This is a genomic window from Saprospiraceae bacterium (genome assembly GCA_016709995.1).
Lineage (GTDB): Bacteria > Bacteroidota > Bacteroidia > Chitinophagales > Saprospiraceae > JADJLQ01.
In genome coordinates, this window is sequence record JADJLQ010000001.1 from 2,704,199 (window position 1) to 2,725,683 (window position 21,485).

The following is a 21,485-nucleotide window of genomic DNA, read 5'->3' on the forward strand; positions in this document are numbered from 1 at the left end:
GTAAGCTCCATGGTACAATCTTTCATTTAGGACAACTTTGAAACGCCCTAGGAGCGAATCGGTTATGTAACATGACCAGTCAACCCACATGAAAAAAGGCCGACTCGCCATTGCGAGTCAGCCTTTCGATTTGATATGATTAGGAAACTTAGATTAGTACCTATCTGAGCAAATTGCTCAATAAATTAATAACAAGGATTTTGAGACAAACTTTTGTTAGCATCAAGTTGAGCCTTGGGAATAGGGAAGATATCAAAACAAGGTTTTGTATCTGCTGGTTTCCAAGGTCTTGCATCCTGGTAAGTACCGAAGCGAATAAGATCTTGTCTCCTCCATCCTTCAGCAAACATCTCACGACCTCTCTCTGCCAAAAGATTTTCAGCTGTCAGGGAAGTTAGCGGAGTAGCCAAGGCACGGTTTCGGATCTGATTGACGATAGCGAGGGCGGTAGCATCGCCAGCATTCTTTCTCCAAAGCGCTTCAGCTTTCACCAACATAATGTCGGCTAACCGGAATATTGGGAAATCATTGCTCAAGTTAGCAGTAGAACCAGCTATATATTCAAATTTAGCGATCCTTGCTCCAGCTTGTCTTAGACAGTTTGGAAAATGCTCATTGATGGCAGGTGTGAAATTTAAATCTTTACCATCAGGGTCATTGGCTTCAGCACTTGGATCGACCAATTGTTTGCCTGCAGCACTCTTTTGAGGGCCTGCTAACAGACTTCTTTTTCGAACATCATTCGCTTCAAAAGAATTGTAAAACTCTTGAAGTGAACAGTAACCATTCCATGGTTGATCGGTAAGGTTAAAAGTTTTTTGACTTTCATAATGCAGTGTCATCACCGGAAGGTTAAATCCCTGTGCAAATACTTTGTCATAAGGTATAGCAAAAATGGTTTCTTTAGAACCTGCATTTTCAGTTTGGAAGTTCGTAAAAAAATTGTCTTCCAGGCTATACTTGCCGGAGTTGATCACTTTATCAGCAGCTGCTATGGCTTTATCCCACTGTGCGGTGCCCGTATATCTTTGTGCATTGATATAAAGCTTAGCTAATATTGAATTGGCAGCATGTTGAGTCATCCTGGCATAGGTAGAACCAGATACTTCGTCTGTCAGATTCGGAGTACTTTCAAGCAACTCTTTTTCAACAAAAGCGTACACTTCGGCTCTGGACTTGGTAGTCGGGTTGGCCTCCGCTGTCGCAAAGGAAGTCACGATAGGCACATTGCCAAAAAGATCAAGCAACCAATAGTAGTACAATGCACGAACAGATCTTAGCTCTGATACGAATGCTTTAGCACGATCACTTTGGATGGCAGAAAACTGCTCAATCAAACGATTACAGGCACTGACTCCTCCAAACAATTGTCCCCAGGAATTATTAAATGCATCTTCCGTAGGAAGGTATTCATGCCTGAACATACGTAACCAAATGCCTCCATCAAACCAGTCACCACCTCTTTGTGGAATCATTAATTCGTCAGAAGACACTTCCTGGATAGACCAGGTAGCATTGTGATTTCCCATTACTCCAATCAGGCTCGAATAAGCTGCTCCCAATGCAGAAATAAACTCTTCGTCTGTTTTGAAGAAATTATCAAAAGTCACTGTTGAATACAACTCTTCATCGAGATTGGTACAGGAATTATTGAAAGTCAGTAAAGCACCGGCTATCAATAAAGCTTTAGAATATTTTATAAGTTTTTTCATATCGCTATGATTATTTTTTTATTTAAAATTAAAATCCAAAATTGACGCCTAAAGAAAAGGATCGTGTAGTAAAATAATTATCTCTTCTGTCAATACCTGGGGCCAATGGATTGCCATTGTCCTCAGAATCACCAAATCGAACTTCAGGATCAACGCCGGTATACCCTGTGATGGTAAACAGATTGTTACCTGCGAGATACACAAAAGCTTTATTAAATACTCCTTTTACAGGCAAAGTATAACCCAATTGCATATTGTCCAATCTAATGAAATCGCCTTTTTCTACGTGTAAACTAGAGTATTTAGCATCTTTTAATTTAGGATCAGCATACTTGGTATTTACCCTATTGTAGCTCAGGATAGAACCAGGATTGCGATCTTCATAAAACACCCTGAATTGGTTGATCAAAGAATGTCCGAATGCACCCCTCAAAAATGCATTTAAGGTAAAATTGCCCAGAGTGAAACTATTGTTAAAACCAAGGGTGAAGTTAGGAATACCATTACCCAACACCGCCTTGTCATCTGTAGTACCGGTACCATCTCCATTAAGATCTTTAAAAGTTGGGTTCCCTGCAGCATCCGGGCCTGTGTAAATCGGGCCATAAATTTGACCAATTTTTTCGCCTTCTGCTACTCGAATCATGGTGAAGTTATTTTGTCCAGGAGATCCTACACCTGCCAGGTCGAGTACCCCTCCAGATCCGAATTTAAGATCACCTTGAGACAAACTCACTAATTTATTATCCAAATAGAAAGTAGCATTTAATGAAGGAGTATACTTCAACCCACCAAATTTGAGGTCATTTAATGCCACAGAAGCTTCCAGACCTGTGCTGGTTAGTTCTCCCACGTTAGCCCAGGTACGACCAAATGAATTTGGTGGAACCGGTACTGGGAAGTTGTATAATAGGTCATTGACTTTTCGATTAAACAAATCAAATGTTCCTGTGATTTTATAGTCCAATAAACCAAAATCCAATCCAATATTGGTTTCACCTTTTCGCTCCCATTTAAGATCAGCGTTAGGGTTAGATACCGGACCATAAGTAGGCACATAAGCACCATTGTAAAAGAAGCTACCGGTAGGACCGTATCTGAATTGAGACAGATAATCCTGGGTAATATTAGCTCCAGTGACACCATATCCTATTCTCAACTTGAGGTTGTCAACAAAACTGATATCCATCAATTTAGTCAAGTTTACTCCTGCTGAAACAGCTGGGAATACCCCCCATTTATTATTTTCTCCAAACCTGGAAGATCCCTCTCTTCTCACTGATGCACTGGCAAACCAGGTATCATTGATATTGGCACTCAATCTACCAAAGAACGCGATCAGTTTATTACTGTTTTTTCCACTACCAACACCTCCAAGTCCTCGAGGAAAGTCCAAACTCGCACCGATGTTATTGCTTGTAAAGAAATCAGTCAGGAAGTTACCTCCTTGTATACCGAATCCTTCAGTGACGAATTTTTGGTAATCGTATCCTGCTAAAGCCGTTAAGTCTATATTATTTACTCTAAAGGCATAGTTAAGTGTAGAGGACAAATAATCATTTTGGGCAGAACTTGAATTCCTGGTAGCAAGACCATTGCGGCCAATACCTTGACCAAACTGGCTTTGTTTGCTGATATAGGCCTCAGTTACACCGTTGCCATCACCGCCATTATCACGACCGAGTGTGTAGGCTATAGAGTATCTCAGACCTTTGGCGAGTTCGTATTCCGCACGAACTGTACCCAATATATTGTTTAATACACCTTTCGCCTGGTTTTGTTCGATGATCGCCAGCGGATTAAAAATATCAAATCCTCCAGGTTCATTATAACCTCCATTGACTGTATTGGTGGCATCATAAACAGGAGCGGTTGGATTAAAAATGGTGGCATATCTAAATGCAGCATTGCTAAATCCTGTATTCTGATTGCGATTAGTAGCAGATAAATCAAAATTGATTAATAATCTGTCATTAATCGCTTTCTGTGCCAGGTTGACACGACCGTTAAGTTGCTTAAATCCATTGTCAAGCGCAACTCCCTGAACATCTCTATAGTTAAAAGAAACTCTGTAAGCCAAGCCCTTGGCACCACCTGACATCGCCAGGTTGTGCTGTTGAGATAAGCCTGTTCGAGTGATGACATCAAACCAGTCAGTGCTAGTGCCTTTGTCAAGGCCTCCTGCTGCCTTATATTCTGCAGCATTCATGATTTGAGGTGTTCTTGCAATATTTTCAACTGAAAAAACGCCGTTGTATTCAATGGAAGATTTGCCTTCATGGCCTTTTTTGGTGGTGATCAAAATAACCCCATTTGAACCTCGCGTCCCATATATCGCTGCTGCAGAACCATCTTTAAGTACATCCATGGTCTCAATGTCATTGGGATCAACGCTACGTAAGTTGGCACCTGGAACACCATCAATAATGATCAATGGTTCAGTATTACCACCCACGGTAGAAAGACCTCTTAGTCGGATGGTGAATCCGCCATTAGGATCTCCGTTGGGTTTGGCGATAACCAATCCGGGTACTTTACCTTGTAGCAATTGAGCCGGGCTGGTGATAGCACCTTTGTTGAAATCCTCTGCTTTGATAGATGCAACTGCAGAAGTGATTTCTTTCTGACGCTGGGTACCATATCCAGTGACGACTACCTCTTCGAGCAACTTACCTGGAGTAAGTGTGATCTCAATATTGTTAGTAGCACCGTCGAGTGTAAAAACTTCTGTACCAAAACCTGTGTAAGAAATCTCCAACACATTGCTTCCTGCTGGCACTTCTATAGAAAAGGTGCCATCAATGTCAGTAATGGTCCCAATACTAGTTCCCCGAACCAGTACATTGGCACCAATCAAAGTCTCGCCTGAACCGGCTTCCTTGACGGTGCCGGTGACAGTGCGTTGTGCCAAAGCAAAAGACTGCATTCCTGCCAAGAGGAGCAAGGCAATAGTCGCTTTAAGCATACGAGTAAAAAGTCTATTCATAATCATTCAAAAATTTTTATTAATATTAGAAAGAGCATTTTAAGTGAAGAGAAAAGGTAGAATATTTGGAATTTTTAATACCCTGATAACGTTTCAAAAAGTTAATAGTGAAAAATAAAAATCACAAAATCCTAATATTCTCTTTACATAAAGTGCTTCAAAAGTAGGAACTTATATAAGCTTTCCAATACCGATTTACCCTTTCATACCTATAATTTATCCCGCAAACCTTACCGCAAACGATTGTTGTTGATAAATTGAGGAAAATTGTGGAAAATATATTAAATTTGAGTTGTTTATTAATTCTTAATTTTTTGATTGAAAAAGACAACCATCAAGGATATAGCCCATAGGTTGGAAGTAAGTCCATCTACTATATCGAGAGCATTGAGCAATCACCCTGATATCAGTGAAGCACTCAAAATCAAGATTAAGGAAGTGGCGCAAGCCATGAAATACAGGCCAAGTGCCGCTGCACTTCATTTAAAGAGAGGATCAAATAAAACGATAGCACTCATCATTCCACAAATCACTTCTTTTTTCTATCCTTTGGTGATACATGGTATCGAAGCAGTTCTCCATAGCCAGGGATATACCTTGATGATTCTTCCGACCAATGATAGCCTGGAGCGGGAAGAAGAAAATATAGGTATTGCCTATGATCATGATGTCGCAGGAGTATTAATCGCTTTAACCAAGGAAACCGTCAATCTGGATCATTTTCAAACACTTAAAGATTCTAATATTCCGGTTGTACTTATAGACAAAGTGATCGAAGGCACTCCTTATAGTAGTATCACGATAGATGACTACAAAGTATCTTATCAAATGGTCCAACACCTGTATAAAACTGGCTGTCAAAAGATTATTGGCATTTTTGGAAAAGCCAGTCTCACCATTTCTCATCTCCGATATCGGGGATTTGCCCAGGCACTGGCTGACTTAAATCTTCCGCACGAAACCAGCCAAATAGCTTTCGTCAATAGCAGCTCAGAAGCGTACACTATAGCCCTGGATATGATCCAACATCACCATCCAGATGGATTGTACGTGATGACAGACGAAATTATGCTGGGCGTCATGCCAGCCATCGCTGAATTAGACTTGAAGGTACCTGAACAAATATCAGTTTTGGCTATTAGTGATGGACACCTTGCTCAATTTATGATTCCAACAGTGAGTCATATGAAACACGATGGGTTAGAATTGGGAAGCCTGAGTGCTCAAAAAATCATTCAGTACATAAATGCTAAAAACAACAATCTCCTTTGGAATACCCCGGAACGAATCCAAATGAATACCAATATCGTCTTTCTCAATAGCACCAAATAGTCCAGCTGCCAGCCATTTTAATAATGGTCTCGTACAAATTCGAGGGTCTTTTGCATCTCCTCTCGAATAGGCATTACACTACCCGTGTAATTAGAGTGCATAAAAGAGAATATCAAGATCTTGCCGCTTTTTGTAAAAAGATACCCACTCAGTGCGTAATTATTCATCAATGAACCGGTTTTGGCATATATATATGGTGTCTGGGCACCATATATCGTTTGTATGGTCCCACTAACACCTCCACCTGGAAAGATACTTTTAATTCTGTCCTCCGATATTTTATGGTAAATCTGCTCCAATACATATATGATAGAGCGCGGTGTAAAAAGATTGTATCTGGACAATCCACTGCCGTCTACCCATTGCAAGGGATCCGGTATGTTCTGGAATAGGTGTGTCTTGGCATATTGAATCGCTTTGGTCGTATTGAGGGTATCCAAAATATAGGCCCCTGTCTCCAACAGTAATTGTTCGGCGATAAAATTGTCACTTACCTTCATCATCTGAGCGTACACCGAATCAGCGGACACTCCGGGCATTAACGCCCATGTACTGTCTGGGTCTACTTGTGCGCTCCAAAGTGCCCTGACTGAACGATGGATCGTATCTGACAACAGGTTATTTATAGTAGCGGCATCTGTTTTGAAGGGTATATAAGTCAACGTTTTCCTATTTACATTTATTCTAAAATCATTATCATTTTGCATCCTGTAGTACGGATTGGAACTGCTTTTACCAGTCAGGTTACTCCAGGTACCTTGAAAATAGGCAGGAAACACCTTATGTGATTGAACCAGAGAATCATATTCAATCCGAATCAGATTGCCATACATTGGCAGGGCAGATTTTTCAGCCTGGTAATAATAACTATAATCATCCCAGGCCCAACCATCGCCCATCGCTTCATCTTGTAAAGCATCGGTGACGATAAATACTCTTTTGTCAGAATTGATGATAAAACTCAATCCCGGATGTTGGGGCCAAAGAGGATGTAACAAAGTAGGATCGCCCATGCCTTTAATGATGAGGCTATCTCCGTGGATCAGATACTTAAATGCAGGCAAGGGATCAGGCAAGAAAGACAATGCAGTATAAAAAGTCAGGATCTTGGTGTTGGAAGCAGGAGTAAAATACTTTTGATCATTATAAGCATAAAGAGTTTTGTGAATCACAGGATCGTATAGTGAAAATCCCGTAAAATGATTATTAAATACCTGGGAATGTTCTATTAAGGTCGACAGATCTACTTTGGCTTCAGTCGTATGATGAGCGGACCCACAAGAGGTGAATAGGTTTAAGATGACCATAGATGTGACAAACAAGCTTGACCTGTACAAATACATTTAGTAAAAATATGAAAACTAAAGTTGGTATTTTCATCCCTGATTAGTCTATGTATTCAATTAAACCACTGTTTATCTTTCTTGTTATTGGCATCAGTGCTGTAGGAGCTTATGCCCAGAGTATATCGGCAGTGCAACACGCTTATAAGCAAGCAGCAAGCCAGGTGGTTTTATTAAAAAATGAGAGGAATATAATACCCATAACTTCTATTAGCAATTTACATCCTGTGCTGGTGTCTGAGAGTGAAAATATGGCTTTGGCAAAGGCCCTTAATAAGTATGATGAGGTCCCTCAGATCGATTCTAAAAAAATAGAGCAGAGAACATGGCCTTCGGGCACTAATTTATTCATACTCGCAGTAGATCTTTCCAAACAATCAATGAACGAAATCACGCGCTTGTCTGCTTTGATAGAAAGCACCGGCTTGTTTTATATGGTAGTACTCGAACATGGTTATTTTGCTTCTTTGAATGCGGAATTATTTCCAAGGTCACGTGCGATTCTATTCTCCTGGGGCCAATCCGCATACATGCCCAACCATCTGGCGCAGGTCATCTTTGGCGCATCGGCAGCTTCCGGGCGACTTCCTTTTTTTCTGAATAATGTATATGGTAGCGGTAGCGGTATATCGACTACCGCGATACAGCGTCTCCAATATGGTCCGCCTGAGATGGTTAATATCTCCGGTAGCTCCTTCAATGCAGCACTGCGCATGGCTGTCGAGGAGGCTATCAAAGACCAGGTATTCCCCGGGGCCAACCTCCTGGTAGCCAAAGATGGTATGGTCATTTTTCATGAGGCTTTTGGGAAATCAATGTATGATAGTCCTCGCTACCTCCAAAAGGACGATTTATATGATTTGGCTTCGGTGACCAAAATATTCGGCGCCACACTAGGCAGCATGTACCTGCATAGCAAAGGGCTCTTCGATCCTGAACGAACACTCAGCACATATCTACCCAGCTTCAAGAGATCCAATAAAGCGAATCTAAAGTGGAAAGACATCCTCACCCATCGATCAGGACTTCCTGCTTCGATAGTATATTATAAAAATGTACTCGGCACAGATGGTCGGTTCCAACCCAGAACCATCAAACCCTCTAACTCCCGTAAATATCCCAATATCATCAATGAGCACCTATATTCAAATAAAAATACACAGGTTAAGATCTTAAATAACATCAAGCAGCTTCCATTGCGCGCTAACAATGATTATGTATATTCCGATCTGTCCATGATATTATTGTACCGCTCCTTACAAAACATCACCAAGCTCCCATTTGACCAATTTTTAAATCAATCTTTATATCAGCCTCTCGGTCTCCATCATACAAGATTTTTGCCTACCAATTTTTTTACCAAAGACCAGATCGTCCCTACGGAAATAGATTCCTTTTTCCGGCATACCCTGGTGCAAGGCTATGTTCATGATGAAAATGCAGCCCTGCTGGGAGGCATTTCAGGCCATGCAGGCTTGTTTAGTACTGCCAATGATATGGCGATCATCTCGCAAATGCTTTTAAATAAAGGATCATATGGCGGCAAGGAATATATAAAACCTGCTACGGTAGATCAGTATATTAGGTATCAGTATCCCGAACTAAATAACCGGAGAGCGTTGGGTTTTGACAAACCGCTGTTGGAATACAATGTCAATACCAGCCATGTAGCCCGGGATGCAAGTCCTCTAAGTTTCGGGCACTCTGGTTTTACCGGTACTTTTGTTTGGATCGATCCAGCATATCATCTTACTTATATATTATTGACTAACCGGGTGTATCCTTCCAGGGTGAACAATAAAATAAGTCAGTATTCAATCCGGCCTTGTATCCAGCAGATTATTTATGATCATATCATCAATAGTCAATTAAAAAACTAAACCTTTTTAAAACATTAATTTTATGAACATCCTTTTTTGGGCACTTTGGTGGGTGGTGGCCGCAGGGACTTTGGTGTTTTTTTATTTTTTCTTTGCAGGCCTAACTGATGGATCCGTGTCGGGTTTCAATTTCGGTATCTGGACGGGCATAGTCATTGGGTTTCCTGCCCTCCTGGCTGCGACTTATTGGTTGAAGCTGCATGGGTGGGTAAAATTGGCCCTGCTATTATTGAGTATACCTGCTTTGCCGATGGTCGGATATTTGATTTTTTTAATCGCTGCAGTGGTCCTTCACCCAAGATGGAATTGAAAACAGTATTTTTTTTATAACCAGTAGAGCAATTAAAAAACTACATATTGATGAATGAAACACTGATTGAAAAAACAATAAATTTTGTAAAAAAAGCGCTGGAAGGTAGTGAACGAGGACACGATTGGTGGCATATTGAACGAGTGTATAACAATGCATTGAAAATATCGGCACATGAACATGGAGATCAACTCACCATCGCGCTCAGTGCTTTGCTCCATGACATCGCGGATGCTAAGTTTCACCAGGGCGATGAAACGATGGGCCCTCGCATAGCAAAAGAATTTTTAGAATCAATGGCTGTTGAGGCCAAACTCATCGATCATGTAGTAGCCATCATTGAAAATATATCTTATAAAACCAATCTCGGTGAGGTATCTTTTCAATCCGCTGAGCTTGACATCGTCCAGGATGCAGATCGCCTGGATGCTATCGGCGCCATAGGTATCGCACGAGCCTTTCATTATGGTGGTTTTAAAAATAGGGAAATCTACAATCCTAGCATTGCTCCGCAATTAAACATGAGCAAAGAAGAATATAAAAACAGCCAGGGACCTACCATCAATCATTTTTATGAGAAGTTGCTGCGCCTAAAAGATTTATTCAAAACGGAGACTGGCAAAAAAATGGCCATGGGTAGGCATGAATTTATGGAAAGATACCTGGAAGAGTTTTATGCGGAGGTATCGGCGCAAAGGGATGCTTAACAGTCAGTATGAAGGCATATTTTATGCTATTTTAAAGCGAAATCACAAGAATTTTGTCCGAATAATTTTAGATAACTATATGATATTCAATATAATACCACCTTACTTACGTATACTTAATATTTGCATGACAAATATAAAGTATGATTAAGCGAATCATTGAATTTATTGAATCCTGTAGTCTTTTCCTTTTTGGAGATCGATCTTATTATAGAGCGACCCGGACTACCGAGAGCTGTGATTGAAATTAAATCAAAATCATAGGCGAATCAGATCTTCGGGGCTTGCAAAGCCTTGGATTAGATATTCCCAACGGACAATGCTTTTGTTTTTCGTTAGATGAATTACCTAAAATGATAAATGGAATTCATTGTCTTCACTGGCAGGATGGTTTGAAAGAAATCGGGTTGGCAAGCTGAGCAATTTTGAGATACAGGCGAATCAAATCAAATATGCCTCTCCGCATGATAGCTGGACCTCACCAGTGGCCCGCTCTCTACATAATCAAACCCCATGGCTAACCCGATCTCTTTATATTCGGCAAACTGATCCGGATGCACAAAGGAGATCACCGGATGATGGAGTTTGGTAGGTTGTAAATATTGGCCCAGGGTGACTACATCGCACTGATGCTCCTGTAGATCTTCGAGGATTTGAATCACTTCCTCCCTGGTTTCGCCCAGGCCCAGCATGATACCGCTTTTGGTGCGTTTGCCATAGGCTTTGGTTCTTCTGATTTGCTCCAGAGAGCGTTCATATTTGGCTTGGGGCCGCACGGGTCGATACAGCCTTCGGACGGTCTCCATATTATGAGATACCACCTCCTGGCCAGCGCTGATCATGGTCTCGAGTGCGTCCCAATCTGCCTTGGTATCGGGGATCAGGGTTTCGATCGTAGTAGCTGGACTCAGGCGTTTGACTTCTTTGACTGTTCGATGCCAGATATCTGCACCTTTATCTTTAAGCTCATCCCGATTGACACTAGTGATCACAGCATGTTTTACTTTCATCAGATGGATGGCTTCCGCTACGCGGGCAGGTTCATCGGTGTCATATTCGTTGGGACGGCCGGTCTTGACTGCGCAGAAACTGCAGGAGCGGGTACATACATTGCCGAGGATCATAAAGGTGGCGGTACCCTCACCCCAGCATTCGCCCATATTGGGACAGTTGCCACTTTGACAGATCGTATGGAGCTTGTAGTGATCTACGAGTTCTCTGACCTTACGGTAGTTTTCTCCGATAGGTAGTTTGACGCGGAGCCAATCTGGTTTTTTGGCTCGCGATGGGTTTGGATCTGTGGTGACAGGTAGATCTATCATGGAATTGCAAAGGTAAGAGAATAGGACAAACTTGTTACCTTTGATAGGTGGATAAAAATCTCTATATCATAGGAGGGTGTAATGGTGCAGGCAAGACGACAGCTTCATTTACCTTGATGCCACATATCCTGGAATGCAATGAATTTGTAAATGCAGATGAAATCGCGCGTGGAATATCACCATTCCAGCCGGAGAAAGTAGCTTTTGAAGCCGGCAGGATCATGCTCCACAGGATCAAAGAACTTTTGGCTAAAGATCAGACTTTCGCCTTCGAAACTACCTTGGCTACTAAAAGTTATAAAAATTTAATCCTTGAGGCAAAGTCCAAAAATTATCAAATATCTTTAGTCTTTTTTTGGTTAGAGAAAGTACAAATTGCTATCGAAAGGGTAGCTACCAGAGTCAGGGAAGGCGGGCACGACATTCCGACGGATGTCATTAAAAGACGATATATATATGGATTGAAAAATCTGTTTGATATTTATATTCCCTTAGCAGATAATATCCTTCTATTTGATAATTCATTTGGTCAACCAAAATTGATTGGGAAAAAAACAATGGAAAATGAATTTCAAATTTTAGATGATAAAATATTCTATAAATTAAAATCACAATACAATGGATAAATTGAAAGATGACGAATGGGTATCTAAAATCATCAAGGGCCTCGAACTCGCTTACGCTAAAATGCTTGAATTTAAAAAGCAAAATAAAAGTGACCTGGTGATCATGAAGGATGGGAAGGTGGTAAGGATACCGATGAGATAAATAGGATATCTTGATATTTCAAAACATAATTTAGTGACTGCCCGTTATTTCCTTTCCATTAATGATATTGTACATATTATCCTTGGTCACTAAAGCATGATACTTTATTGTACCGATATCGATCGTGAGTAAATCACCTTCATTTACTTTTGTCAGGGTGTATCTTCCTTGAGGATTGGTTTTGGTGCCAACAATACCGTTGGTTCCTTTCACCGATTTTCCATTTCTTTCAACATAGACCCAAGCACCATATTTAAAAGGATTTCCAGTCATATCTTCCACAATTCCGGTGATAGTTTTATTCACCCGTATGATAGGCTTTAAGGATATGACTATTGATTTTTGATCTTTTTCAACAATATTGATTGACTCATAGTATTCATCATTATACGTAGTCAGCAGTGTATCTCCATCTTTTGTCTGGGCCAGTTTATAATTACCCACCTCATCGGTAAGGATACTCAGCGAATTCCTTTTGTTGGTAACAGTGGCACCTTTCAGCGGTATCAGAGTGTTTTTTACTACCAGTACTTTGCCTTCGATCTCTCTGGAATCATCGGTCAAAGCTGGTGGTATAATTACAGCGGGGGTTGGGGCCCCTGTAATATCTTTCACCAGTTCTGCGGATTCTGCCGGCTTGCTATGATTGCTGAACCATACATAACCGCCATAGACTGCTATGAAAGTTCCGATGACAAATAAAATATACTTGGTATAATTGCTGCTTTTTCAGCTACTCCAGTTGTATTTTTTCCTCCAGTTACAGGATTGTTTTTTAAAGATTTGGTTCCGGTTGGAGTCTTAGGGTCGCGCTGAGCTGCACGTTCTTTTTCCTTTTTCTCAGCAGCTAATCGAAAAGCTTCTTCCTGCTCCTGTTTTCTTATCTCCTCTTTATCCTTCAAATCTTGTTGTTCGATTTCATCCAATCTTGATTTAGCTTCATCAACATGTATACCTTTTTCATATTTTTTTAGATAAAGAGTATAATCAAATGCAGCATTTCGAAAAGTGGCTAGTTTCCACTCGTTTTCATCTCCGAGCACCTGCAATCTTTGGTCAGCATCTTGGTAATATTTTCCTGCCGGATATTTTTTCTGGTAAGCCAGGCAAGCACCTTCATCATCCTCTCTCCGTGCTGTAGCCCAATCATCCTGTTCCGTTTGTTTTTTGACGAATACAAATTGACCACCATCGCTCTCACCCACAAAAGTCAGGGCAAGTGCAATTGGCTGTTGGTGATAATTCAAACTGACCTCCTTAGTCACCTGATCGGCCAACAAACTGATATTGATCCTGTCTGTGGTCTTCTCCAGGTGTTTGATAATGCCTTTGGCAAATGGACTGTTGCTCCCAGGATCACCATCACTGACTATAGCTTTGCCGGATACAAATGCCCATCGGGACTTCGTTTTTTCCATCTCGTCAAAGGTCGTGTCGTTCACTCCAAGGGAGCGCCCCTGCTCCAACAAAGAAGCAGAGAAACAACTATCAGAAATCAATAAGATATGGCGAGCATTAATAGCTTTGATCCTGTTGGTGATATCGGCATTGGTGACATAAGTCGAAACTTCATCTGTTTTGCCATCTATAGGGATCCAATATCCATTGCTAAAATCATCCTCTTCCAATTGCCATGGCCAGAATAGTATATGATCAATTTATCTTCAGGCACAATTACTCTGCGCAATTCACTCAGTGTATTGATGATTTTGGCTCTCGTAGCTTCTTCATCAAAAAGCAAAGTTTGCTCTTCGAATGAATAGAATTCCTTTAAAATTTGTGCCAGGTTTTCGATATCTTTTCTCGCATCTTTAATGACATGCCTCTCCACATCCTCCCGATAATACAGCACATCCTTAAATCGCCCCTCCGCATACATCTCTGCCTGATCAAAAAAATGCGGTGAAGCCGGATCTCCACTTTCCCCACCGGCGAGCAATGATTTTGCTTTCACCCTCGAGCCAAACTCTACTGCGCAGATAAAACTATTTCCACTGACCCCATACCGATTATTCGTGTCATTGAATCTGCGACTATTGTAGGAGGGTATCATACCCCAAAGAGAAGAGGCAAAAGGTACGGCTATGCTTGGTTGGGAATCATGCGGCTTTTGTACGATATCACCAGTCAATCTTTGGAATCGATTGATCCTACCCCAGGGTTGTTGCCAGGATCCGTAGGTGGTGCGGAGATAGTCCACTGCAGTAGCAAGTGGTGCTAATAAGGCATCCTGATCGCCCTGGGCAGCAAAGGCCCTCACTCGAGTGACCTGGTCGTCTTCACCCTGATCTACGTATACTTTGCGCAGTGAGGATTGGAGTCGTTCTGCCCAGGTGACCGCAAGGGTCGTCGCTATCGAACTGGTGTCTACCTTATAATCCCAGCCATTTAAAACCCTTATAGGTGCTTCGAGCTGATCGTATTTATTGTCTCCACCATTGCTATAATCATCATATGCTTTAATGAGTGCCGGCACCAATACTTCGAAGGCGGCCAGTCTGCGGTCATACCCTGCCACGATGAGGCTTTCAATAGTCAATGGAGCACTTTCGCTCAAAATGCGCACCGCATTGATCCCCCTAAAATTTTCGCCATCAGGAGCCATATATGGAGGATAATTTTCTTTTTTAGGACTTGCAGTACCGGCGCAGGTATACGCAGTGGAGTTACAGTTTTGAAGCCAACCGGACGAAGGATTGTAGGAGTGAACAGTCTCATCGACGGCATGGATACCACGCCATTCATATTTAGAGACACTGCCATCAACGGGTTTACTCCAATCTACCGAAGGGTCTCTGACCGGAATATAATTGCCATGCCAGAAAGCGATATTGCCACCAGCGTCTGCATATACTGTACTGTTAGATATATTACCCCGAAGCTCCATGGCCTTTTTAAATGCCGGCAATCCATCTGCTTTGGTCCGCGTCCAACTTTGTATAAGTCCGTTCATGGCACGATTGTAAGACCTGACGCTGGCCCACTGACCGTCGCGCAGGCCCATGATCGGCCCATGCTGGGTATAAAATGTTTTAAAAGTTTTAGCCTTTATTTGACCGGCTTGTTGATATTTGAGCACAACATTTTTCTCGACCATTCTCTTTTGCTTACCATCATATTCATAATATCTTTTATTCTTTTTCTGACTGGTTTTCTCTTTGTATACATCCGCTACATCCACATTGCAACTGGTATGCATCCAACCACATTTTTCATTAAATCCCTGGTAAACAAAAAACTGTCCCCAGGTGACTGCCCCATAAGCATTGAGCCCTTCTTTGCTCACCATATGTACCTCTGGCCTGAAATAAAAAGTAACATGCGGATTGATATATAACAAGGCATGTCCTGAAGCAGATCGAGCTGGTGCAATCGCAAATCCATTCGAACCGCTGGGTTCTTTAATTTTTATCTCTCTCATGGAGGTCGATTCACCGGAATAAAAGTTTTTTACATCCGTGTCATCCATATCAGCGGTATTGATGGCGCCTATACTTCCATCTGTCCAAAGCAGTGGATACCAGGGCTGGAAGCGATGTAATAAACTTGGTTTTTTGTCTGGATGGGTGTATAAATAATAATTAATACCATCTGCAAAAGCCACTAATAATTTCTTAAGCCAGGCTGGGCTTTTTTTATAGTCTTTGATGGCATCTGCAGAGTCAATGATCAACCGGGTGTAAAGGTCTCTATATAAGTCCTGTACACCATGGATCTCGCTAAGCCGGCCTAACTTTTCGATGTAATTAAGCTCGACCCGGTTAAAATCATCTTCGCACTGGGCATACATGAGGCCAAATACTGCGTCTGCATCAGAATCACCGTATATGTGTGGGATGCCGTATTCGTCACGAATGATTTCCACCCGGGAGGATTGAGCTTGCCATCGTTGAAGGTCGGATTGTGATAAGGTAATGCCAGTCAGCAAAACGGCTGAGAACACGATAAAATAACGGCAGAGGATCATATCACCAAAAGTAATAAAAATGCATTCAGAAACGTAATCCTTTGTGAATTTGAATTGGTTATAATCACCAGCCTGATTAAAAAAAAAGACTGGAAGCCGCTGACAGCTACTTCCAGTCTTTTTTACGAAGTAATGTATTTTATCTCTTTACCGGAGTAGTAGTGTATTTACCTACCAGGTCAGTGATTTGCTTTTCAAATGCAGGATCCTGCATTTGTTTTGCGAGTGTCAGCAGACGAGGGGGTATGGACATGTACTGATTATAATCTTCTTTAAATCCGGCTTCGAGATCTTCCAGGTGACAAGGAGTTATAAAAATTCAAATATTCAGCAGCTTCAGCCGCCAGTTTCAAGGATTCTTCCTTACACTTGGCAAGTTGACTCATCTGGTAATAAAATTCGATAAACACCAATCGCTGCGAGTCGTATTCAAAATTTTTCTGTGGAAAAGCCTTGAAGTATTGATCATTGAGATCTTCCGCTTTTTTCATCTGACCAGATTTGATCAAATTATCTATACCTCTCATAAACGCTATACGCATCGCTGAGAAACTAGGATTGAAGCTATTGGCAAAATTGAACATCTTGTATTTGTCAAATCCTCCCCACTGAAACTTTTTGATGACATTGTCATAGATAATATCACCGGCTACTCGTCCGGCCCCATAAGATCCAAAACGACCATCAGGAGTGGATAGAATAGGTACGATGCGTGTAGCCATACCTTCAAGCTGAGAGTAATTATTAAGCCCAATCAACTTGTCAGGATTGGCTGTGGTAGCAAAATATATCGGTCTTTCATAGATATTGGAGGCAATAATATCCAATACGGCCAGGTCATCCTTCATGATATAGTTGCCATTGAGGGTGATTTCAATCTGATTGGCGACATTGGTATCAGCGGGCGTGATCATACCTACAGCAAGTGCTTTGGCCCTGTCGATAGGGATGATTACTTTCCTGGCAGGGATATAAGTCTCCATGGTCTGCCCACCTTGTAATGGCAGTGGATGCTTTTCATTGGCAAATTTCAGCACATCATACGCGCTTCTGGTGGTGCCTTCAGGAGCATTGATGACCAACTGCATGCGACTATCTCCCCGATAATTTTCTTCTGATATAGACAATTTGACCGGGTCTGACTTATTGATTTTTCGTCTGACCTGGTTGATATACCAGTCTACAGCGATCAAGCTCAGGTTGATGACTCTCACATCAGTACGAATGCCCTCCATCTCCTGGGCATACCATAGAGGATAGGTGTCATTATCGCCATAGGTAAATAAGATGGCATTGGGCGCACACGATTCTAAGAAATTATTGGCATAATCTCTTGATCCGGACAGATGCTGCCTGGAGTGATCATCTATACCGGATGTCACCATCAGCAATGGGGCTACCAATCCAAGACCTGCAGATATCGCTACCGGGATCATCCGACTTCCTTTCATTTTTGCAGCCAAAAACTGGTAAAGATAGATGACACCCATGCCTACCCAAATCGAAAAGGTCAGGAACGAACCTACCAATACATAATCCCGCTCCCGGGGTTCGTTGGGCGGCTCATTGGAATATATGATAATGCCTAATCCCGTAATGATGAAGAGCATCAATAAAGCCAGAAAATCTCTTTTATTGTTTTTGTAATGCCAGAGCAGACCCATGATTCCAAACAATAGGGGAATAAAATAATACTTGTTTCTGCCCGGGTCGGTCTTCATCCTGACAGGTTCTTCCTCCATATTATAGAGGCGCGCTTCATCTATCGGTTTGATGCCTGAGAGCCAATGACCACTTTTTAAATTCCAAGGAAAATATCCCTGATCAAAATTTTCACGACCAACAAAATTCCACATGAAATATCGCCAGTACATCCACATTACCTGGTAGCGGACGAAAAAACTCATATTATCGGCTTGAGTAGGTCGGGTTTTACCATCCATCCAATATTGATAGAGTGTGGCACGATCTGTATGACCCATCCTTGGGAAAAACTTTTCATCAGATGATTTGTAGATAGGGGTATATTTTTTATCAACTACTTCGTAGCGATCTCCCACCCTCCCGTATCGGTCATCAGACTCATATCGTATAGGTGAAGAATAATATGCAGGGCCTTTGAGTAAGGGTCTGTCACCATATTGTTCCCGATTAAGATAAGGTATTAGACGCATGGCATCCGTCGGGCTGTTCATATTAATGGGGGTATCTGCATTGGCCCGGATCACCACCACAGCGACTGTCGAAAAGCCCAGGATGATTAAGAGCGTGGTTACCATCACATTTTGGACGATGGCATTGCTATGCTTATTGGCATAATGGATTCCATAATAAAGACCTGCCCCAATCAACAATAAAAACGGGAAAATTCCCGAATGAAAGGGCATGCCGAGACCATTGACCATCATATAATCAAAGGTGCTCCACAATTGCGGAAGTCCTACAATGACTAATTTTTGATACAAAGCCAGGACCACCAAGGATCCCAAGATCGAAAGAGCAGCTCCGCGTAGATTATGATTTTGAAATCTCTTATAGTAATAGAGCAAGCCCAGAAAAGGAAAAGCTAACAAACTGAGCAAATGCACACCAATAGACAAGGCAGCGACATACAGGCACAATACCAACCATTTTTCATTTTGGGAACTGGTAGGAAGATAATACCATTTTAGTGCAGTCCAGATCGTCAAACCAGTAAAAAAGGTAGACATGGCATATACTTCACCCTCCACCGCACTAAACCAAACAGAAGTACAAAAAGCCCCTGTCAGGCCAGTCACTACGCCAACTGCTGCAAGCACCCAGCCTTGTTCTGTATCAGCATCTTTGTCTCTACCGAGCCAGGCCAGCTTAGCCAGGATAATAGCAGACCAACAGAAAAAAGTAGCCGCAAAGGCTGTACACATGGCGGACATTAGATTTACTGCAAAGGCTGGAGCAGAAGGGTTGGAGCTCACCAGGGAACCTACCCAGGCAAATAATCGGCCAACAAGGATAAATAAAGGTGCTCCCGGAGGGTGTACCACCTGAAGCTTGGCTGCACCAAGAATAAACTCACCGCAGTCCCAGAGACTACCAGATCGCTCCGCACAGACGAAGTAGACAGCAAAAGCTACTGCAAACACTACCCACCCTGCTAAATTGGATTGTTTTTTGAAACTAAACATAGTATTATATAAAGAAAATGACTATTTGTCTAAAAGAAAGCTGCAAAGCTAATAAATTTGCACCGTTGTACTCACGCATTAAGAAAACTTTATATGCTCAAATTAATAATTTTAGGCGGTGTTATCTTCTACATATTCAAGCTGATAGGCAGAGATTCATCTATAGCACAAAAATCATCACCGTTTATCAATCATCCCGGTTCTCGCGAGCAGAATGAGGTCATTGAGGATATAGACTACATAGAAAAAAAATCATGATAAGCATAAAAGATGGCATCATACTCTCTAATCACCACTTTATAGCCTATAATAAACCGGGAGGTATAGCCGTCCAATCTGTTCAAAACAAAGAAGATTCGCTGGAGGTCAAATTGCAACAATATTGTAAGGTGCCACTGCATCTGATCCATCGCATAGATCAACCTTGTACCGGAGTGGTCTTATTTGCCAAGAAAAAACCGATGGCTTCTTATTTGAACGAACTGTTGCAATCGCATGATATAGAACGCACCTATCTGGCCATCGTACAAGGAAAACCGGAAAAAGAAAAAGGATCCTTGCATCACTTTTTATTCGCTCACAAAAAAAGCAATAAATCCTACGTAGTGGATGAAAAGCATAAAGAAGGCAAACCAGCCCAGTTGGACTACGAATGGATCCAAGAGCTGCCAGATCAGTTGCACCTTTTGCAAATAAAACTCCATACCGGCCGTCATCACCAGATTCGAGCTCAATTGGGGGATATAGGATGCCCTATTTTTGGTGATATAAAATACGGAGCTAAGTCTGGTCAGGAAGATCGCTCGATCTGTCTGCATGCGTGGAAACTATCTTTTAAACATCCCATAGATCATAAAACAATTGCTATCGAAGCTCCTCCGCCGGTCACAGGTGTATGGCAACATGCTTCTCTAAAATAATAGATTTAAAACCGTTTCAAAAACATGACTGAAAAAAGAACAGATGTCAACACCCTGGGTGAATTTGGATTAATAGACCACCTCACTAAAGATACAATACAATACAATCCTGAGACGGTCAAAGCAGTTGGTGATGATGCTGCTGTCATCGCACTGACCAAACCGCTCTGCCTGGTCAGTACAGACACCCTGGTGGAAGGTATTCATTTTGATCTGGGTTATACGCCCCTCAAGCACCTCGGATACAAAAGTGTCATCGTCAACCTTTCGGATATCTATGCGATGAATGGCATCCCTACGCAGGTGACCTTCAGCATGGCCTTATCCAATCGTTTTTCTGTCGAAGCGCTGGAAGAATTGTATGAAGGCATCCATCTCGCATGCAAACATTATCAGGTAGATTTGGTGGGTGGTGACACTACCTCTTCTCCCAAAGGGCTGTTTATCAGTGTGACGGCCATCGGCCAGGCGACCGAAGACGAGGTAGTATATAGATCAGGAGCACAAATTGGTGATCTCATCTGTATCACTGGCGAATTGGGAGCAGCCTATCTTGGACTCCAACTCCTTGAAAGAGAAAAGCAAATATTCGATAGTACGCCAGGCATCCAACCTGAACTCAATGAAAAATATAGTTATCTTTTGAGCAAACAGCTTAAACCTGAAGCCAGAAAAGATGTGATAGAAACTTTTCATCGGTTAAATATTCGACCCCATGCCATGATCGACATCAGTGACGGCCTCAGTTCAGAGATCATGCATATTTGTAAGCAGTCAGGCTGTGGCGCTTTGATAGAAGAAAAATTAATCCCAATAGTCCCGATCGCTACCGAGCTGGCTTTGGAGTTTAATATCAATCCTATAACTGCTGCACTCAATGGTGGAGAAGATTATGAGTTGTTATTCACCATATCTGAAAAAGAATTTGAAAAAATCAAGTACTTGCCCGGATTTTATGTGATTGGTGAGATTCGTCCTGCAAAAGAAAATACTTTACTTCAAACTACCGGGGGACGATTTGTTCCACTAGAGGCTCAGGGTTGGAAGCATATGTAATTAGTTTGAATCACT

Annotated in this window: 16 protein-coding genes; 8 read left to right on the plus strand and 8 right to left on the minus strand. The window is 41.8% G+C overall.

Translation table 11 applies throughout. From position 1 onward, the window contains the following. Positions 1–185: 185 nt before the first annotated feature. Positions 186–1,712, minus strand: a complete 1,527-nt coding sequence (locus tag IPJ09_11425; GenBank protein ID MBK7372031.1) for a RagB/SusD family nutrient uptake outer membrane protein — start codon at positions 1,710–1,712, stop codon at positions 186–188. Between the two features lie 28 nt (positions 1,713–1,740). Then, entirely contained in the window at positions 1,741–4,698 is a 2,958-nt protein-coding gene (locus IPJ09_11430) for a SusC/RagA family TonB-linked outer membrane protein (GenBank protein ID MBK7372032.1), read from the minus strand. A gap of 318 nt (positions 4,699–5,016) precedes the next feature. Here IPJ09_11430 and IPJ09_11435 point away from each other — a divergent pair, with 318 nt between their 5' ends. Beyond that, complete coding sequence (locus IPJ09_11435) at positions 5,017–6,030, plus strand: LacI family DNA-binding transcriptional regulator (GenBank protein ID MBK7372033.1); 1,014 nt, start codon at positions 5,017–5,019, stop codon at positions 6,028–6,030. Positions 6,031–6,047: 17 nt separating this feature from the next. On the opposite strand, the gene IPJ09_11440 is transcribed toward IPJ09_11435, so the two are convergent. Continuing rightward, positions 6,048–7,373 (minus strand): D-alanyl-D-alanine carboxypeptidase, encoded by a 1,326-nt coding sequence (locus IPJ09_11440; GenBank protein MBK7372034.1) that lies wholly within the window; start codon positions 7,371–7,373, stop codon positions 6,048–6,050. 50 nt (positions 7,374–7,423) lie between these two features. Between IPJ09_11440 and IPJ09_11445 the strand changes: the two genes are divergently transcribed. Genes IPJ09_11445 through IPJ09_11455 form a run of 3 tightly spaced genes read left to right on the plus strand, consistent with a single transcriptional unit; the run spans position 7,424 to position 10,270 of the window. Next, the gene (locus IPJ09_11445) at positions 7,424–9,253 is read left to right on the plus strand and encodes a serine hydrolase (protein ID MBK7372035.1); all 1,830 of its coding nucleotides are present in this window, start codon (positions 7,424–7,426) and stop codon (positions 9,251–9,253) included. Between the two features lie 22 nt (positions 9,254–9,275). Beyond that, positions 9,276–9,563, plus strand: coding sequence for an osmoprotectant transporter permease (locus tag IPJ09_11450; GenBank protein MBK7372036.1), 288 nt, complete (start codon positions 9,276–9,278; stop codon positions 9,561–9,563). 50 nt (positions 9,564–9,613) lie between these two features. Beyond that, positions 9,614–10,270, plus strand: coding sequence for an HD domain-containing protein (locus tag IPJ09_11455; protein ID MBK7372037.1), 657 nt, complete (start codon positions 9,614–9,616; stop codon positions 10,268–10,270). Positions 10,271–10,716: 446 nt separating this feature from the next. Here the strand turns inward: IPJ09_11455 and lipA are convergent, their stop codons facing one another. Next, a complete protein-coding gene (gene lipA / locus IPJ09_11460; protein ID MBK7372038.1) occupies positions 10,717–11,592 on the minus strand; it encodes a lipoyl synthase in 876 nt (291 codons plus the stop codon). A 47-nt stretch (positions 11,593–11,639) separates the two neighbouring features. On the opposite strand from lipA, the gene IPJ09_11465 reads away from it, so the two are divergent. After that, complete coding sequence (locus IPJ09_11465; protein MBK7372039.1) at positions 11,640–12,218, plus strand: zeta toxin; 579 nt, start codon at positions 11,640–11,642, stop codon at positions 12,216–12,218. After that, positions 12,211–12,360, plus strand: coding sequence for a hypothetical protein (locus tag IPJ09_11470; GenBank protein MBK7372040.1), 150 nt, complete (start codon positions 12,211–12,213; stop codon positions 12,358–12,360). The genes IPJ09_11465 and IPJ09_11470 overlap by 8 nt, the downstream gene beginning before the upstream one ends. Positions 12,361–12,390: 30 nt before the next feature. Here the strand turns inward: IPJ09_11470 and IPJ09_11475 are convergent, their stop codons facing one another. The 4 genes from IPJ09_11475 to IPJ09_11490 all read right to left on the minus strand — a co-directional run bounded on the left by IPJ09_11475 (position 12,391) and on the right by IPJ09_11490 (position 19,494). Beyond that, positions 12,391–12,975, minus strand: coding sequence for a hypothetical protein (locus tag IPJ09_11475; protein ID MBK7372041.1), 585 nt, complete (start codon positions 12,973–12,975; stop codon positions 12,391–12,393). A 62-nt stretch (positions 12,976–13,037) separates the two neighbouring features. Further along, the gene (locus IPJ09_11480) at positions 13,038–13,988 is read right to left on the minus strand and encodes a hypothetical protein (protein MBK7372042.1); all 951 of its coding nucleotides are present in this window, start codon (positions 13,986–13,988) and stop codon (positions 13,038–13,040) included. Then, on the minus strand, positions 13,946–16,327 hold the full coding sequence (locus tag IPJ09_11485) for a penicillin acylase family protein (protein MBK7372043.1): 2,382 nt from the start codon (positions 16,325–16,327) through the stop codon (positions 13,946–13,948). Before IPJ09_11485 ends, IPJ09_11480 begins: the two co-directional genes overlap by 43 nt. Before the next feature lie 272 nt (positions 16,328–16,599). Beyond that, complete coding sequence (locus tag IPJ09_11490) at positions 16,600–19,494, minus strand: DUF2723 domain-containing protein (GenBank protein ID MBK7372044.1); 2,895 nt, start codon at positions 19,492–19,494, stop codon at positions 16,600–16,602. A gap of 254 nt (positions 19,495–19,748) precedes the next feature. Here IPJ09_11490 and IPJ09_11495 point away from each other — a divergent pair, with 254 nt between their 5' ends. Together IPJ09_11495 and thiL are read left to right on the plus strand one after the other, a co-directional pair. Next, positions 19,749–20,414 (plus strand): RluA family pseudouridine synthase, encoded by a 666-nt coding sequence (locus IPJ09_11495; GenBank protein MBK7372045.1) that lies wholly within the window; start codon positions 19,749–19,751, stop codon positions 20,412–20,414. 24 nt (positions 20,415–20,438) lie between these two features. Continuing rightward, complete coding sequence (thiL, locus tag IPJ09_11500) at positions 20,439–21,470, plus strand: thiamine-phosphate kinase (protein ID MBK7372046.1); 1,032 nt, start codon at positions 20,439–20,441, stop codon at positions 21,468–21,470. The last annotated feature ends 15 nt before the right edge of the window (positions 21,471–21,485 follow it).

Coding starts and splice junctions, on each gene's coding strand:
- IPJ09_11425 (MBK7372031.1), bottom strand. CDS start 1,712: ATGAAAAAACTTATAAAATATTCTAAAGCTTTATTGATAGCCGGTGCT.
- IPJ09_11430 (MBK7372032.1), bottom strand. CDS start 4,698: ATGAATAGACTTTTTACTCGTATGCTTAAAGCGACTATTGCCTTGCTC.
- IPJ09_11440 (MBK7372034.1), bottom strand. CDS start 7,373: ATGTATTTGTACAGGTCAAGCTTGTTTGTCACATCTATGGTCATCTTA.
- IPJ09_11445 (MBK7372035.1), top strand. CDS start 7,424: ATGTATTCAATTAAACCACTGTTTATCTTTCTTGTTATTGGCATCAGT.
- IPJ09_11450 (MBK7372036.1), top strand. CDS start 9,276: ATGAACATCCTTTTTTGGGCACTTTGGTGGGTGGTGGCCGCAGGGACT.
- IPJ09_11455 (MBK7372037.1), top strand. CDS start 9,614: ATGAATGAAACACTGATTGAAAAAACAATAAATTTTGTAAAAAAAGCG.
- lipA (MBK7372038.1), bottom strand. CDS start 11,592: ATGATAGATCTACCTGTCACCACAGATCCAAACCCATCGCGAGCCAAA.
- IPJ09_11470 (MBK7372040.1), top strand. CDS start 12,211: ATGGATAAATTGAAAGATGACGAATGGGTATCTAAAATCATCAAGGGC.
- IPJ09_11485 (MBK7372043.1), bottom strand. CDS start 16,327: ATGATCCTCTGCCGTTATTTTATCGTGTTCTCAGCCGTTTTGCTGACT.
- IPJ09_11490 (MBK7372044.1), bottom strand. CDS start 19,494: ATGTTTAGTTTCAAAAAACAATCCAATTTAGCAGGGTGGGTAGTGTTT.
- IPJ09_11495 (MBK7372045.1), top strand. CDS start 19,749: ATGATAAGCATAAAAGATGGCATCATACTCTCTAATCACCACTTTATA.
- thiL (MBK7372046.1), top strand. CDS start 20,439: ATGACTGAAAAAAGAACAGATGTCAACACCCTGGGTGAATTTGGATTA.